The 14577-nt window shown below is 67.9% G+C and carries 13 protein-coding genes; 3 read left to right on the top strand and 10 right to left on the bottom strand.

All coding sequences use genetic code 11. The features are described from left to right. Window positions 1–16 precede the first annotated feature (16 nt). The gene (locus AB5L97_RS03985) at window positions 17–889 is read left to right on the top strand and encodes an enoyl-CoA hydratase-related protein (protein WP_369046544.1); all 873 of its coding nucleotides are present in this window, start codon (window positions 17–19) and stop codon (window positions 887–889) included. 210 nt (window positions 890–1099) lie between these two features. Here AB5L97_RS03985 and AB5L97_RS03980 read toward each other — a convergent pair whose 3' ends face one another. The 4 genes from AB5L97_RS03980 to AB5L97_RS03965 form a co-directional block, all read right to left on the bottom strand. Continuing rightward, window positions 1100–1261, bottom strand: a complete 162-nt coding sequence (locus AB5L97_RS03980; RefSeq protein ID WP_369046543.1) for a hypothetical protein — start codon at window positions 1259–1261, stop codon at window positions 1100–1102. 433 nt (window positions 1262–1694) lie between these two features. Beyond that, entirely contained in the window at window positions 1695–2831 is a 1137-nt protein-coding gene (locus tag AB5L97_RS03975; RefSeq protein ID WP_369046542.1) for a 2-methylaconitate cis-trans isomerase PrpF family protein, read from the bottom strand. A gap of 23 nt (window positions 2832–2854) precedes the next feature. Beyond that, entirely contained in the window at window positions 2855–3733 is an 879-nt protein-coding gene (locus AB5L97_RS03970) for a fumarylacetoacetate hydrolase family protein (protein WP_369046541.1), read from the bottom strand. Continuing rightward, window positions 3730–4809, bottom strand: a complete 1080-nt coding sequence (locus tag AB5L97_RS03965) for a cupin domain-containing protein (protein ID WP_369046540.1) — start codon at window positions 4807–4809, stop codon at window positions 3730–3732. The genes AB5L97_RS03970 and AB5L97_RS03965 overlap by 4 nt, the downstream gene beginning before the upstream one ends. A 168-nt stretch (window positions 4810–4977) precedes the next feature. Between AB5L97_RS03965 and AB5L97_RS03960 the strand changes: the two genes are divergently transcribed. Next, window positions 4978–6612 carry an FAD-dependent oxidoreductase gene (locus tag AB5L97_RS03960; protein WP_369046539.1) on the top strand — a complete coding sequence of 545 codons (1635 nt, stop codon included), beginning with the start codon at window positions 4978–4980 and terminating at the stop codon, window positions 6610–6612. Between the two features lie 159 nt (window positions 6613–6771). On the opposite strand, the gene AB5L97_RS03955 is transcribed toward AB5L97_RS03960, so the two are convergent. Further along, on the bottom strand, window positions 6772–8244 hold the full coding sequence (locus tag AB5L97_RS03955; RefSeq protein ID WP_369046538.1) for an NAD-dependent succinate-semialdehyde dehydrogenase: 1473 nt from the start codon (window positions 8242–8244) through the stop codon (window positions 6772–6774). Between the two features lie 117 nt (window positions 8245–8361). On the opposite strand from AB5L97_RS03955, the gene AB5L97_RS03950 reads away from it, so the two are divergent. Further along, on the top strand, window positions 8362–9132 hold the full coding sequence (locus AB5L97_RS03950) for an SDR family NAD(P)-dependent oxidoreductase (RefSeq protein WP_369046537.1): 771 nt from the start codon (window positions 8362–8364) through the stop codon (window positions 9130–9132). Window positions 9133–9280: 148 nt separating this feature from the next. Here AB5L97_RS03950 and AB5L97_RS03945 read toward each other — a convergent pair whose 3' ends face one another. The 5 genes from AB5L97_RS03945 to AB5L97_RS03925 all read right to left on the bottom strand — a co-directional run bounded on the left by AB5L97_RS03945 (window position 9281) and on the right by AB5L97_RS03925 (window position 14566). Continuing rightward, window positions 9281–10051: a FadR/GntR family transcriptional regulator gene (locus tag AB5L97_RS03945; RefSeq protein ID WP_369046536.1), complete on the bottom strand. Its 771-nt coding sequence runs from the start codon at window positions 10049–10051 to the stop codon at window positions 9281–9283. A gap of 120 nt (window positions 10052–10171) precedes the next feature. After that, window positions 10172–11137, bottom strand: a complete 966-nt coding sequence (locus AB5L97_RS03940) for an electron transfer flavoprotein subunit alpha/FixB family protein (RefSeq protein WP_369046535.1) — start codon at window positions 11135–11137, stop codon at window positions 10172–10174. Between the two features lie 11 nt (window positions 11138–11148). Continuing rightward, window positions 11149–11916, bottom strand: a complete 768-nt coding sequence (locus AB5L97_RS03935) for an electron transfer flavoprotein subunit beta/FixA family protein (RefSeq protein ID WP_369046534.1) — start codon at window positions 11914–11916, stop codon at window positions 11149–11151. A 455-nt stretch (window positions 11917–12371) separates the two neighbouring features. Then, window positions 12372–12800, bottom strand: a complete 429-nt coding sequence (locus AB5L97_RS03930) for a DUF4913 domain-containing protein (protein ID WP_369046533.1) — start codon at window positions 12798–12800, stop codon at window positions 12372–12374. Further along, complete coding sequence (locus AB5L97_RS03925; protein ID WP_369046532.1) at window positions 12797–14566, bottom strand: type IV secretory system conjugative DNA transfer family protein; 1770 nt, start codon at window positions 14564–14566, stop codon at window positions 12797–12799. The genes AB5L97_RS03930 and AB5L97_RS03925 overlap by 4 nt, the downstream gene beginning before the upstream one ends. Window positions 14567–14577: the final 11 nt, after the last annotated feature.

Here is a 14577-nt window from a genome sequence, read left to right as displayed (position 1 = left end):
ACACCGAGGAGCACTCATGGAACTGAAAGTCACCAAGTACCAGATAGACGACGACGGCGTCGCCACGGTCTGGTTCCACCGTCCCGGCCGGGGGAACTCCTGGACCAACCTCATGAACACCGAGTACCGCTGGATCATGGACACCCTCGACCGCGACCCAAAGGTCCGCGTCGTGGTGCTCACGGGAACCGGCGACCAGTTCTGCGTCGGCGCTGACACGAAGGCACTCAACTTCTACACGACCAGCGACCGCGAATATGCGGACACCGTGGACCAGAGCCACGCCGCCCAGCCCGGGACCGGCGTCAACGAGGAGTTCGAGACCGACATCATCTGGCACTGGGGCCTGCGCGTGCCGGTCATCGCGGCGATCAACGGAGCATGCGCCGGCATTGCGGCGGCCATCACGGCCTTCTGCGACCTCCGCTACGCGGCCGAGGGCATCAAATTCACGACGTCCACACCGCGCCTCGGGCTGCCGGCCGAGTACGGGCTCTCGTGGATCCTCCCGCGCATCATCGGTACGACCCACGCCGCGGACATCCTCTTCACGGGACGCGTCGTCTACTCCGAGGAGCTCGAGCGCATGGGGTTCCTCAACGGGCTCCACCCGAAGGATGCGCTCATGGAGGAGGTCTACAAGGTGGCACGCATGATCGCCACTCAGGTCTCGCCGGCCTCCGTCACCTCGGCGAAGCGCCAGATGTACGCGGAGCTCCTGCACCTTCACCCGCGCGAGGCGATCGACGGGTCGAAGGCCATCATCGGCCACTTCATGAAGCAGCAGGACTTCCAGGAGGGCATCGCGGCGTACAACGAGCGCCGCCGCCCCCATTTCGCGGACCCGACCATCGACCCGCGTCCGGACACCGTCCCGGCCGCCGGCTGAGCGGGTCACGGGCCCTTTGGCAGCGCCCCGCACAGCCACTGGCCCCGGCGGACAGAGGAGGGCCATTCTCCTGCACCGGTGGCATGTGCGTATGCCCGCGTCGGAGCCGTCCGCCAGCTTCAGTTGAGCAGCGGGGACTGGGCACTGGGCGTCATCGGTCGCACATGGCGAACGAGGCGTCCCCGGTAGTCGCCGCGGTGCCCCACAGGCCTAGTCCTCTCCGAGCTGCTCGAAGGACGGCGTCTCGACGCTCGAGGCCACCAAGCCCCCGATGAACTGCAGGATGGCGAGGAGGCCACCGGTCGGGCCGAAGTCAGCGAAACACAGCGGCGAATGCAATGGCAGGGCGGTGGTCGAAGTCGTCCAGGACAAGAGATCTCCCCGCGGCCCGGCGCTCGCCATCGGCTCTCCCAGCGATGCCCTCGTCCACCGTAGCCGTCCCATCCCAGACGAGTTCGGGCAGCCACCTCGCTGGTCCCGAGACGCTGTGTGCAGAATGCGGCTGGCATCGGCGGCATCTGCGGGCCTTCCCCCACGGCAGGCAGCCGGCAGGGCGTCCTCCGCTCCCGGTCCTGGAAAAGGACCTCCATGGTGATGCCGTCGATCGTCCTGCCACACGATCAGATTTGCCCGTATCTCCACCCGGAGGCCCTCGGCGCCCGTCACCTTTATTGGAGACATACCCGCGGACTTAGGGCCGAGGAAGGTCAGTCCCGGTCCGAGCTCGGAGTCGGCGTTCCGCAGCGATAGGTCAGGTCGCCGGGGGACCGACCAGCGGCCACGGTGGAAGAGGACCTCGACATCGTTACACGTGCACGTACCCGTCGAAGAGGCGGCGGGTCGTCCGGTATGTGGAGGCATGCAGCGCACGGTAGCGAGCGCCGTCGTTGGTGACCACCGCGTTGGCGTCCAGGACGCCGGATGGCGTCCCGAGCCGGATTGGGGCGTCATCGCCGCCTGCGGCCGTCGCAGTGTGCACGAGCGTGCCGGGCAGCCGCGCCGCAATCGATGTGCACAGGCCTCCTGTCACGGGGATGGCCCGATGGGGCCGCCCGCTCGAGAGGAAGCGCACGATGACGTCCGCGTCGCCGGGCCCGACACGTTCGCCCGAAAGGGTGGCGTACTCCTGTGGCGGGGCGACGAGGGCGATGAAGGGGACGAGTCGGTTGGCCGCGGCGTCTTGGACGGTCGCAGCGATCCCCATCGCGACCGACGCCATGCGCCGGACCTCCTCGAGGCGGGCCAGGAGGTCCGGGTCCGACTCGAGTTGGTCCGGCAGCTCCGTTCCGCGCAAACCGAAGTCCCGCGCGCGGACGAACACGCAGGGGTTCGACGCGTCCACGAAGGAGACCTCGACTGGGCCGGAACCTCCCGTGTCGAGGGTGTCGAGGACGCTGCCTGAGGGCAGAAGTTTCCCGGTGGCTGCACCGCCTGGATCGAGGAAGTCGAGCCGCAGGGGCGCGCCCGTGCCGGAGACGCCCTTGATCCGGTAGTCGCCCTCCTCCACGCTCCGTCCGCCGCGCACATGGAACGTCGCGGCAATGACTTTGCCGGTGTTGACGTTGTGGATGCGCACTCGCGTGGGACCGTCGACTGGGGTGTCCAGGAGTCCCTCGTCGACAGCGAAGGGTCCGATGGCCGAAGACATGTTCCCGCAGTTGCCGCCGTAGTCGACGCTCGCACTGTCCACTTGGACCTGTGCGAAAAGGTAGTCGATGTCGGCGTCAGGGCGTGTTGGCTGCCCGACGACGCAGACCTTCGACAGGGAGGATAGGCCTCCGCCCATGCCGTCGAGCTGGCGCCCATACCCATCCGGGCTTCCCATGGCCCGCAGGAACAGGGCGTCCCACGCGGAACGGTCCTCGGGCAGGTCTTCCTGGCGGAAGATGAGCCCCTTGCTCGTGCCGCCGCGGACAAACGCGGCCCTGATCCTGCGGCCCATGGCCCCTCCCTCGTTGGCTGCGCTCAGAACGGGCGCGGCGCGGGCGCTGCTTCCCGGACCGCGAGACGCATCACGCCGATCCTGTCGATCTCGATCTCGACCTCGTCGCCCGGCGTGACCGGCCCTACGCCCTTCGGGGTGCCGGAGGCGATGACGTCGCCGGGCTTGATCTCGACTACCGATGAGATCAGTTCGATGGCCTCCTCGATCCCGACGATCATGTCCGATATCCGGGCCTTCTGGCGGACCTCGCCGTTGACGGAGAGCCGGGACTCGAGGGTCTCGACATCGCCGATCTCGTCCGCTGTGACGAGCCAGGGCCCCAGGGGGGTGAAGGTCGTGAAGGACTTGCGAAGGGAGCGGTCCTCCTCATGCTCCCCGGGCTCGATCCGCATGGTGAGGTCCACAAGCGCCGAGTAGCCGAACACGTGGGACAGGGCGTTTCCGCGGGGGATGTTCCGCCCGGCCAGGCCGATGATCACGGCGAGCTCGCATTCGTGGTCGAAACGCCGCACCGACCCGGCCGGCAGCTCGATGCCGTCGGCGGGGCCCGAGACCGACCCGGCGGCCTTGAGGAAGAATCCGACCTCGCGGGCGGTGCGGCCTCCCTTCGAGATGGACCGGGTGCCGATCTCACCGAGGTGCGCATGGTAGTTCGCCGGGATGGCGAACACCTGCGGCGGTGCGGGGTTGGCAGCGCGCAGCGCAACCTGCGTGATCGGACGCACAGCGCCGGCCGCGGCCGCGAGCCCAGGGCCGACGGACTGCCAGTTCCTGATGAGCCAATTCATGCGTTGTTCGGGCCACGTGTCGAACACGGCAGGCACGACGTGGGTCACGTCGCGGACTGCGTCGTCCTCGACGACACCGATGCGGTGGTCGTCGAAGACGGCGAGCCTCATCGCAGGACCTCGGCTTCGCTCGCGTCCTCGAGGATCTCCTCGTGGTAGGTGTTCAGGTACCTGAACAGCGGACTGTCGTCCACCCGGAAGAGGCGGGCGTCCCGGGTGCTGTCGTTGACATGCCGGTGGGTGGCCCAGGGGGGGATGGACATGAAGTCGCCCTTGCCCCAGTCGAAGCGCCGGCCGTTGACGATCGTCGTCCCGGAGCCTTCCGTGACGTAGTAGACCTTCGTCCCGGTGTGGCGGTGTGCTTTGCCCTGGAATCCTGGGCGGAGGATCTGGGACTTCATGGACATCGACGGGAGCGCGGACCCGCCCGTGGTCGGATCCTGGTACTCCAGGATGACGTCGTCGACGGGATCCGGCTCAAGGCCCTTGGCCAGCTCCATGGCGGCATCGGTCTGGGCCTTCGGGTAGGCCAGGAGCGGATTGCCGAAGGGGCGATCGACCTTGCCGACCGGCCTCATGGTCCCGGAGCCGAAGGAGCGATATGACTTCTCCGGGTACGCGCTGATCTCCTGGGTGTCAGTGGGCAGAGGATCGAAGTGGATGTTGTGGAGCTTCTTCATGACAGACACGTTGAGCACGTCGAGCCAGATCATCGGCTCGTCCCCGTGGTGCACGTGGTCGTGGAACATCCAGTTCGGCGTCAGGACGAGGTCGCCCTCGTTCATCCAGTAGTTCTCGCCCTCCACCGTTGTGGAGCAGCCGTTGCCGTGCATGATGAAGCGGAATGCATCCGGGGTGTGGCGGTGCGCCGTAGCCACCTCGCCCGGGTTGATGTACTGGATCGAGGCCCAGAACGTCGGGGTCGTTCCGTAGTCGAGCCCCGGGTTGGCCAGGCGGAGTGTGCGGCGGTCGCCGCCGGGCTCGAGGGAGAGCACCCGGCCCAGCTCTTCGAGATAGGCCTGGAGGTCCGCCCACTTCCAGTGCATCGGCACCATGGGGGACTCCGGCCGGCGCGTGAACAGAGGAGGTTCATCGGGCTGGGCGATCTTGAGGCCGTCCTTTCCCAGCCGCTCCCGCAGCTGACGGCGGACCTCGACGTCGCCGGGAAGCGTGGTGCTCTCACTCATCGTGCTCTCCTCTTCGAGTGCGGAATGCAAATGGTCTAACCATTAAGGCCAGCTTAGAGCGCGCCCGCGGTGGCGGTCAACCTTTCGCACTCGTCCATTGACAAGGTCTAATGGTTCGACCATAACATTAGGCATCGGCAAACATCACCGGCAAGGAAAGGTGGAGACATGGCAGAGAGAGTTCCCGTGCTCATCGTCGGGGGTGGCCCCGTGGGGCTCGCCCTCGCGGGCGATCTGGGCTACCGGGGCGTGCAGTCGCTCCTCGTGGAGGCCCGCGGCGGCACGGTCTTCCAGCCCAAGATGGACATGGTCGGCATCCGCACCATGGAGTTCTGCCGGCGCTGGGGCATCGCGGGCGATGTCGAGGCGGCGGGCTACAACCGCGAGTACGTCCAGGACTGCGCATGGGTGACCACCCTCAACGGCTATGAGTTCGGGCGCGAGGCGTTTCCCGCCCCGAAGGACGAGAAGAACCCGCCGCAGAGCCCGCAGCACCGCGAGCGTTGCCCGCAGAACTTCTTCGACCCCGTCCTGACCCGCTTCGCGGCTTCCACGGGCAAGGCCGACATCAGGTACCACACCGAACTCGTGGAGTTCGCCGACCACGGCAGCCACGTCACCGCGACCGTGCGCAACCGCCAGGACGGCACCATTTCAGTGATCGAGGCGGACTTCCTCGTGGGGGCGGACGGCGGCCAGAGCACCGTGCGCGAACGGCTCGGCATCGAGATGAGCGGCGAAGGCGCCCTCACGTACACGTCGAACGCGATCTTCCGCTGCGACGGCCTCGAGGACCTCCATGCGACGGCCCCAGCCTACCGCTACATCTTCATAGGCCCCGAGGGCACGTGGGCGACGCTCGTCGCGATCAACGGCCGGGACCAGTGGCGCTTCTCGCTCATCGGCGACGAGAACCAGAGGGAGGTCACCGAGGACGAGATGCGCGCCGCAATCGTCCGTGCCGTCGGCCGCCAGTTCGACTTCGAGATCCTCTCGATGCTGCCCTGGGTGCGGCGCCAGCTTGTTGCCGACTCGTACCGGTCGGGGCGGGTCTTCCTCGCTGGCGACGCCGCGCACCTCACTTCCCCCACAGGCGGCTTCGGGATGAACACGGGCATCCTGGATGCCGTGAACCTGTCCTGGAAGCTTGCGGCGGCCCTTGAGGGCTGGGGCGGAGAGGCGCTCCTGGACAGCTACGAGTACGAGCAGCGCCCCGTCGCCATCCGCAACGTCACGGAGGCGGGCGACAACCTCAAGCGCATGCTCGGACCCCGTGTGGCCAAGCCGCAGCCCGAGGTCTTCAACGATGACAGCCCCGAGACAGAGGCCGCCCGGCGCGATTACGGCGATGCCTACACCGAGGCCATGAAGCGCGAGTGGCACAGCATCGGCATCCATCTGGGCTACGTGTACGAGGGATCCCCGGTGATCGTCCCGGACGGCTCTCCGATGCCCCCCCTGACGGTCCAGACCTACGAGCAGAACGCCCGCCCCGGATCGCGAGCCCCCCATCTCTGGCTCGCCGAAGACCGCTCGATCCTGGACGAGTTCGGGCGGGAGTACGTGCTGCTCCGCTTCGACGGCCGCGTCGGAATCTCGGAGTTCGAGGCGTCCGCGCGCTCTGCAGGCATCCCCGTCCGCGTCCTCGACGTCGACAACGCGGAGGCGCGTGAGCTGTACGGGGCGAGGCTCGCCCTCGTCCGGCCCGACGGCCAGGTGTCATGGCGGGGCGACGACCTCCCCGCCGACACGGACGCCCTCGTGCGCCGTGTTGCCGGACAGGTGGTTCCCGCCACCGTCTAGCACCTTGCCCCAACACGGAGGCCGCCCACCCCAGTCCGGGGTGGGCGGCCCCATGCTTCCCCCTCTGGCGGGCGCCGCGACCCCCTTGGAGCCGGCGGAGGCCGCCCACGATAGTGTGGGCGGCCTCCGCCACGGACTGGCTGAGGAACGGGACGGGGGCTAGAGCTGCACGGCGATGAACTTCGTCTCCAGGAACTCGGCGATGCCCTCGGGCCCGCCCTCCCGGCCAAGCCCGGACTGCTTGATGCCGCCGAAGGGCGCCGCAGCGTTCGAGACGCTGCCCTGGTTGAGCCCCACCATTCCGGACTCCATCGCCTCGGCAACCCGGATGGCCCGGCGGAGGTTCTCCGTGAAGAGGTAGGAGACAAGGCCGTACTCGGTGTCGTTGGCCAGAGCGATGACCTCTTCCTCCGTGTCGAACGCCACGAGCGGGGCAACCGGCCCGAAGATCTCCTCGTGCCGGATGCGTGCATCGGCCGGCACGTTCTTCAGAACGGTGGGCTCGAAGAAGAAGCCCGGCAGGTCAGGTGCCTTGCCGCCGACCATGAGCTCGGCGCCGCGCTCCACGGCGTCGTTCACGAGCTCACCCACGCTCGCCTGCTGACGGGCATTGATGAGCGGGCCGAGGTCGACGCCCTCGTCGACGCCGCGGCCCATCGTGAAGCCGGACATCTGCTGTGCAAGGCGCGAGGAGAACTCATCGATGACGGAACGGTGCACGAAGATCCGGTTGGCCGCCGTGCAGGTCTCCCCGGCGTTGCGCATCTTCGTGAGCATGAGCGCCTCGAGCGCGTTGTCGAGGTCGGCGTCGTCGAACACAATGAAGGGGGCGTTGCCACCGAGCTCCATCGAAGTCTTCATGACGTGCTCCGAGGCCTGGGCGAGGAGCGTCCTGCCTACCTCGGTAGAGCCGGTGAAGGACAGCTTGCGCGCCTTGCCCGAGGCGATGAGAGGGCCCACGACCGAGGAGGACGAACTGGTCGTGACAACGTTGACAGCCCCGGAGGGGACGCCCGCCTCCCGGAAGATCTCGGCGAGGGCGAGCATGGTCAGCGGCGTCTCCTTGGCTGGCTTGACCACGACCGTGCAGCCAGCGGCGATCGCGGGGGCTACCTTTCGGCACCCCATGGACATGGGGAAGTTCCAGGGCGTGACGAGGAGGGTCGGACCCACCGGCTGGTGCACGACGATCATGCGGCTGCCCCCGTTCGGGCTCTCCTGGTAGTTCCCCGAGATGCGGACAGCTTCCTCGGCGAAGTGCAGGACGAACTCGCGGGCGAGTTCGATCTCGGCCCTCGACTCGGCGACCGGCTTGCCGGCCTCGAGGGTCATGAGGACCGCCAGCGCATCCCTGCGCTCTCCGAGCAGCTCCCAGGCCCGGTAGAGCATGCGGGAGCGCTCCCGGGGCGTCGTCGCAGCGAAGGCCGGCTGGGTGGCGACGGCAGCGTCGAGGGCTGCGAGAGCGTCACCCACGGTCGCATCGGCGACCCTGCACAGCGGCTGCCCGGTGGACGGGTCGACCACGTCGAACTCCGCTCCGCCAGTGGCCGGGCGCCATTCGCCGCCGATGAAAAGCTCCGTACGGACGTCAGCCAGCGCCTGCGCGCCGTCAATGGTTGCAACGCTTGCCACATTGGCCTCCTCTTCGAGGTCCAGGCCCCTGTTGTCGGAGGACCTTGACTGGTAATCTTCAATGGTCAAACCAATTGAATACAGCTACCAATGTAGACCGACGAGGGAGTCGAAGCAATGCGTCTGGCCAACAGGAAGATCATCGTTACCGCGGCAGCGTCAGGGATGGGCCGAGCGGGAGTCGAGCTTTTCACGAGTGAAGGGGCGACCGTCGCCGCGATCGACCGGGACGAGGCCAGCCTGGGGAATCTCGTCGCCCAAGTCAGTGCCACCGGCGGCAAAGTCGAAGGCTTCGTCGCGGACCTGTCCGACGCGGCCGCAACGAACGAAGTCTTCGACCGGGCCGTCTCCTGGCTCGGTGGGCTCAACGGGTTCTGGAGCCACGCGGGAATGCCCGGACCGAGCGACATCGAAGACTTCGATCTCGAGCACTACCGCACCGTGGTCGACCTCAATGTCACACAGCACACCATCCTCTCGGGCCGGGCGGTCTCCCAGATGAAGCAGGAGGGCGGCGGCTCGATCGTCTTCACTTCCTCTGCAGTGGCACTTGTCGGCTCGCAGCAGAGCCCTGTCTACTCTTCGGTCAAGGCCGCCCTCGTGGGTCTGACCAAGGGACTCGCTGTCCGCTACGCGGCGGAGGGCATCCGCGTCAACGCGATATGCCCCTCGATGGTGGCCACGCCCATGCTGTACAACGACTTCATGAAGTCCGACACACGCTTCAGCAAGGAGGAGACTGAAGCCCGCTTCGTTTCTGCCATTCCTCTGGGCCGCCCTGCCCAGCCCGTGGAGATCGCCCACGCAGCTCTCTGGCTGCTCTCGGAAGACTCTTCGTTTGTCACAGGCGTCGCCCTGCCGGTGGACGGCGGACTGGTCGCCCGCTGAGGAGAGCCGCGGCCGGCCTGCTGGGTGGGAAGGAAGCCCATACGAGCAGGTCAGTCACGTCCAAGCAGGTCGGACACGCTGGACCAGCGAACAAGGAGGTGCTCCACCCTCATGGGTGGAGCACCTCCCTTCCAAGCACGAACCAGGATCAGCCGGCGAGCTCATCCTCGCGCTCGTTGAGGCGGGCCTCCACGCGCTTGAGATGCGCTGTCATCTCCTTCACGGCCGTCTCCGCGTCCCCCTTGCGGAGGAGGCGGATGAGCTTGCGCCGCATCTTGCCAACGTCCGTCAGAGGCCGCGGACCAGCCTTGTTGAGCCGAATCTGAACTACATCGGTGAGCGAGTTCATGAGCATGAGGAGCACTTCGTTGTGAGTGGCCTCGGCCAGCAAGCTGTAGAAGTGCGTGATACGGACCGTGCGGGAACTGCCGGCCTCGCCGATCGCATCCTGGTACTGCTCGACCTCGGCAACATCTGCCTCGAGCTTCGCGAAGTCCTCCTCGGTCGCCCGCTCGCATACCAGCCGGACGACGTCAGAGGTCAGCAGAATCCGAGCCTCGAGAAGGCTCTCTGACGAGAGCACCCCCAGGGAGGCTAGGTCGTTGACGGCCCGCGTGACCACGCTCGGGTCCCCCGGACGGATGAACACTCCCCCGTTGACTCCCGGGCGAGACTCAACAAGGCCGCTCATCTCCAGACCGCGCAGCGCCTCGCGCACGCCCTGGCGGCTCACTCCGAAGATCTGGGCCATCTCGCGCTCAGCAGGCAGCCGCCCTCCAGGCTTGAGCCGTCCAGAGGCGAGGGCATCCCTGATCTGCTCGGACACATACTCGAAGCCCCGCCGTGCCCGGACCCGCGTGAAAAGGGGTTCCTCGCCCTTGCGCGCCGCGCTGAACGGGTCCCCCGCCTGCTCTGTCATGGCCATGATTCCTCCCAGAGTACAAAGCCCCGGGAACACCGTGATGAGGCGTCCCCGGGACCATGCTATCGGTCAACGGATCTGTTGGTCTAACCGTTGGACCATAATTATTTTGGCGGGTCAGGATCGAGCCCTGCTCAGCTCCTCCAGGAGCCGGGGGACTACATCGAAAATGTCTCCCACCACTCCGAAGTCCGCGATGTCGAAGATAGGAGCATCCTCGTCCCGATTGATCGCGACGATCGTCTGCGCCCCCAGCATCCCCGCCTGATGCTGCGTGGCTCCCGAAATTCCAAGTGCGAGGTAGAGCTTGGGCGCCACCGTAGCACCCGTTTGGCCCACCTGAAGCTGAGGATCGCAGAACCCGGCGTCGACTGCTGCACGAGACGCTCCCACGGCCGCGCCGAAAGCATCTGCTAGCTGCTCCACCAGAACGAACTGATCCCTGGACCCGATGCCACGCCCGCCGGAGACGACGACATCGGCCGCCGCCAGTTCAGGACGGGTCTCATCACCCTCAGGCGGCTCGGAGGCAAGTATCTCGGTTCGCTCCACAACGGAAGCGCCAACCTCGATGTTCTCTACGACCACAGGACAATGCCGCCCGGACGGTGAATCCACGCCCGGCCGGACGGCCAGAATCGGGGCCAAGTCTGCGATGAACCGGACCATGTAGCTGCCGCCAAGGACCGACTTGGTGACTGCGACAGCCGGTCCCTCGACCTCTGCCCCGACGACATCGCCGAAATACGGGAGACCGCTTCTCACCGCCAGCCGTGCTGCGACCTCACGCCCTTCGGCACTGTCCGCGGCAACGATGGCCGCAACACTGCCCGACGCCGCCAGCGCAGCCTCAAGGGCGTCCACGGCCGGCGTCACGAGGAGCGAACCCGCATCGGGCGTTTCAGACACGACGACCCGGGCCGCACCCGCTGCCGCCAGCGTCTCGGCAACGCCTGCAGGCAGGGCTCCCGGGACTGTCACGACGGCCACGGGGTCTCCCAGGCGCGCGGCGAACGCAATGAGAGCCCGAGCAGACGGGGCGCTTCCCGTTGCTCCCTCAATATGGACAAGGACTTCAGCCATGGCGACTCCTCCTAGAGCAGGCCGGAAGCGGAAAGGTACTGGGCGAGCTGGCGTCCGGCAGTACCGTCATCGACGATGCGGATACCTGCGGTGCGAGCCGGGCGTTCTGAGATGTCCGTAGCCCGCACGCCGGCATGGGGATCGGCATCCACGCCGAGGTCAGCCGCGGTCAAGATGTCCACGGGCTTCTTCTTGGCCTTCATGATTCCGCGGAAGTTCGGATAGCGAGGCTCCGCCGCCTTCTCGGTGACGGAGACGATCGCCGGAAGATGCGCGCGGACCGACTCCGTGCCCGATTCAGTCACGCGCTGACCGGTGACGGCGCCATCTGCAACATCCACAGCGGACAGGTAGGTGGCCTGGCCGATGCCAAGCCGCTCGGCGATCATGGCGGGAACAACCCCACCCCGCCCGTCGGAGGTTCGGTCGCCAGCGACGGCGAGGTCGAACCCGATCCGCCGCAAAGCGGCAGAGAGCACCTCAGATGTCCGGAGAGCGTCCGCGCCCGAGAACGCGTCGTCGACGACGTGAACGCCCCTGTCCGCTCCCATGGCGAGCGCCTTCCGGATGGCGTCCTCGGCCTGCCCGGGCCCCATCGTGAGGACCACGACTTCCCCACCATGGGCTTCCCTCTGCTGAAGTGCGACCTCGAGGGCCCGCTCGCTGATCTCGTCGAAGACCTGCTCTCCCAAGCCTCGGTCCAGACATCCTGTCGTCGCGTCCAGGCGGACCGGGCTGTAAGTGTCCGGCACCTGCTTGATTAGAACTACAGATCTCATGGAGTCCCTTCCGATGCCTCGTTACATTCGGGTAATTGGTCTAACCATTTGTAACAGATGCGTTCGATGAAGGGAAGAGCACCACCACAGGAGTGCCGTGTGCTCATGCCAGTGCTCGGCTGCAGGAGGTCGAGGTTCCTGTCCTTGTCCATGCCCCTCGGAGTCGGTGACCCGAGGCGGCGGATCCATGGCCGGGGCCTTCTCCGTGGGGGCACGTGGCTTCTCGGAGTGCGCATTGTGCAGGCTGCCGTATTCATCGGCGTGAATGTCCGTCTATGCCCGACGGGCACCGGGGTGGGGAGGGCTTCCGATTTGGCGGTGGCCGCGGCGGGCGGGCATAGAAAGAAGTCTCCGCGGCGATGCCTTCGTGGACTTCTGGGGGCGCTGGGGTTCCTGAGCTGGCTTCCCCTGGGGGCTCCATCAGGCACCGGAGAAGCGCAGGAGCAACAGCTTGGTTAGAAGAGCCCTGGTGGTGGTTCCTCGCACGGCAGCGGGTGGAGCCTGGGGTGGTGGCCGTCGTCGGGGCTGCAGCCTTTGAAGGGGCCGTCGGTGTTGAGGAGGACTGCCATGTGGTGGTCGGCGTGGTCTCGGTACCAGACGCTCATACCGGTGGTGCCGTCGTGGCGGAGGTGTTCCCAGGCGCGCCAGAGGGCTTCGAGGCGGCTGATGGCCTCGGCGTGGCGCCACCATTGGGGGCACCAGGTGGTCCCGCCCCCGGGGTTGATCTGCCTCCGGTACACGAACGCCAGGTGCTCGCCGACGAAGCGGGCGACGTCCGGGTAGAACAGTGCGGGCGCATCCTCGGCCTCCGCGTCCGGCTCCCCGGCGTCCCCGGCGGGGCCGGTGAACTCGTCGTCCCACTCCCCCAGCAGGGCGTCGCTCACCCGGACACCCCCGCAGGCACCGATGGGCTTCGTTCGCCGGGACCCGGCCGGTTGGCGGGGTCATGGGCGGCGGCCGAGGCCGCGACGGCGGCGGCGTGGGGGCCGTCCTTCCACGGGACGGTCCTGAGCAGGGCGGCGGGGGCGCCGGAGGCGAACATGACGGCGCGTCCTCTGGGGAGGGCGGCGAGGTCGGAGATGTCGAGGGTGCGTTCCCTGCGGTCGTCGTCCCGGCTGGTGCTGGTGCCCTGCTTGGAGTGGGACCGGGTGGTGTTGGTGTAGCGGTAGTCGCCGATGAGCTGGGCGAGCTCGTTGAGGAATTCGGCCTCGGCCACGCCGCCGCCGTAGACCTTGATGTTCGCCGCGGACCAGAGCTTGCGCATCCCGTCCCTGCCCCAGACCTCCACCCCCTGGGACCAGGACTGCAGGATGGTCATCAGGACGATGCCGCGGGAGCCATAGTGGCTGTACAGGTTCGGCAGCTCCCGCCACCGGCACACGTTCGCGGCCTCGTCCAGCACCCCCACCATGGGGGTGGCGAGGCGTCCGCCGGGCGAGTGGACGGCGAGCTCCTCGGCGGCCTCCACGACGGCGACGGTCAAGGCGGTCACGAGCGGCCCGGCGGTGCCCTTGCCCTCCTTCGACAGGCTGTACAGGATCCCCTTGCCCCGGACGAAGACGGCGGGGTCGAACATCGGCCGGGCGTCCGCTTCGCCGTTCGGGGTGACCCAGTGGGCGACCTGCCGGTTGGTCAGGCAGGAGGCCATCTGCAGGGCTGTGCCGTAGACGCCGCCGCGCTGCTTCTCGGGGGCGTTGACCACCCCGGCGACAGCGTTGGCGGTCTGGGCATAGCCGTGGGCCCTGAGGATGTCCACCGGGGCGTCGTCCGCGGGGCGGGTGAGCCAGGTGTGGACCTGGATGATCGGGCGCCCGTCGAGGGCGGCGGCGAGCAGGAGCCCGGCGAGGAGGTCCTGGCCGGCGGGGTCGAAGTAGGCGTCCGTCTTCGCGTCGGGGCCGCGGGAGCCGGCGGCGAAGTGGTCGGCCAGGCGGGCAGCCTTCACCTCGTCGGTGACGTAGGAGAGGGGGTTCCACCACCAGGCGGGCTCCTCGAGCGCCACCGCCTGCGGGTCGAACACCCACACCGGCCCCGCCCCCGCCCGCACGTCCCGGGTGTGGTCGACGATGTCGCGCTTGTTCGAGGTGACCAGGACCGCGCCGGGCGCGGCCAGGATCGCCGGGATCGCCCTCGAGGTCGTCTTGCCGGTGCGGGGGCCCCAGATGTCGATGTGCATGTCCTCCCAGGAGCCGAAGACCATCCGCCCTCCCAGGACCGTCTTCCCGACCGGGACGCCGGGGGCACCGGCCACGCCGAGGCGTTCTGCGGTGGCGGTCGCCCCGGCCAGGGTCAGGGCGCGCAGGTCCCGGCCCGTGGCCATGTACCGGGCGGCGGCGTCGACCCGGGAACCCCGGGCCCGGCCGCGCAGCACCCCACGGGCCACCAGGACGGTAAGGGCGAGGACGGCGGCGGCCAGGAGGGCCAGAATCCAGGTCGCGGCCGGCGGCCAGCCCACCCTGTGGGTGAGGAGCCCGATGGCCAGTTCGAACGGGTTGGCCGGCAGCCCCTGCCCGTCGCCGGCGATCAGGGAGCCGAGGTGGGCGGCGAGGGCGAGGGCGCCGACGACGAGGACCACGGCGATGATGGCGGCCCAGAGGAGGGTCGTCTCCAGGTCCAGCTGGGCGGCCCGGTGGCCCCTGCCCGGTGCCCCCATCAGGTTCCCTC

The sequence above is a fragment of the Sinomonas sp. P10A9 genome (genome assembly GCF_041022165.1).
Taxonomy (GTDB): Bacteria; Actinomycetota; Actinomycetes; order Actinomycetales; family Micrococcaceae; genus Sinomonas; species Sinomonas puerhi.
This window is presented reverse-complemented; position numbering and strand designations above follow the sequence as displayed.

Coding starts and splice junctions, on each gene's coding strand:
- AB5L97_RS03985 (WP_369046544.1), top strand. CDS start 17: ATGGAACTGAAAGTCACCAAGTACCAGATAGACGACGACGGCGTCGCC.
- AB5L97_RS03975 (WP_369046542.1), bottom strand. CDS start 2,831: ATGGGCCGCAGGATCAGGGCCGCGTTTGTCCGCGGCGGCACGAGCAAG.
- AB5L97_RS03970 (WP_369046541.1), bottom strand. CDS start 3,733: ATGAGGCTCGCCGTCTTCGACGACCACCGCATCGGTGTCGTCGAGGAC.
- AB5L97_RS03965 (WP_369046540.1), bottom strand. CDS start 4,809: ATGAGTGAGAGCACCACGCTTCCCGGCGACGTCGAGGTCCGCCGTCAG.
- AB5L97_RS03960 (WP_369046539.1), top strand. CDS start 4,978: ATGGCAGAGAGAGTTCCCGTGCTCATCGTCGGGGGTGGCCCCGTGGGG.
- AB5L97_RS03950 (WP_369046537.1), top strand. CDS start 8,362: ATGCGTCTGGCCAACAGGAAGATCATCGTTACCGCGGCAGCGTCAGGG.
- AB5L97_RS03945 (WP_369046536.1), bottom strand. CDS start 10,051: ATGACAGAGCAGGCGGGGGACCCGTTCAGCGCGGCGCGCAAGGGCGAG.
- AB5L97_RS03940 (WP_369046535.1), bottom strand. CDS start 11,137: ATGGCTGAAGTCCTTGTCCATATTGAGGGAGCAACGGGAAGCGCCCCG.
- AB5L97_RS03935 (WP_369046534.1), bottom strand. CDS start 11,916: ATGAGATCTGTAGTTCTAATCAAGCAGGTGCCGGACACTTACAGCCCG.
- AB5L97_RS03925 (WP_369046532.1), bottom strand. CDS start 14,566: ATGGGGGCACCGGGCAGGGGCCACCGGGCCGCCCAGCTGGACCTGGAG.